Genomic DNA, 406 nt, shown 5'->3' with positions numbered 1-406 from the left:
TTGGCAGCTTCTCTGCGTAGACTCCCCGAATCGCCTGAGCGATCCTTCTTGCTGGCGTGCTTTTCAGCGACCGTGCAGCGGACCAGCCTAGCCGATCCTACTGTGTCAGTCCCGGTTCGCATAAACTGAACCGCCCCGGGATTGCCGGAGGCCCCAACTCCTGAGAAGGTGGGGCCGTTATGAGCAAGACGACGACGAACAAATTTTCAACTGAGGTCCGTTCCCGCGCGGTACGGATGGTTTTGGATCACGAAGGCGAGCATCCGTCACGCTGGGCGGCGGTGTGCTCAATTGCCGCGAAGATCGGCTGCACGCCACAGACGCTCAATGAGTGGGTCAAGAAGGCCGAGGTCGACAGCGGCGCACGGGTCGGCGTTCCGACGGATGTTGCCGAGCGTCTGAAGGC

General features: G+C 61.3%; 1 protein-coding gene. It reads left to right on the top strand.

Features of this window, described 5'->3' with window-relative positions; all coding sequences use genetic code 11:
- Positions 1 to 179 precede the first annotated feature (179 nt).
- Positions 180 to 406: transposase (locus tag I6F36_RS39190; RefSeq protein WP_369424457.1), on the top strand; the 227-nt coding region annotated here is incomplete at its 3' end.

Origin of the sequence: Bradyrhizobium sp. BRP19 (genome assembly GCF_020194195.1) — a bacterium.
GTDB lineage: Bacteria > Pseudomonadota > Alphaproteobacteria > Rhizobiales > Xanthobacteraceae > Bradyrhizobium > Bradyrhizobium yuanmingense.
This window is presented reverse-complemented; position numbering and strand designations above follow the sequence as displayed.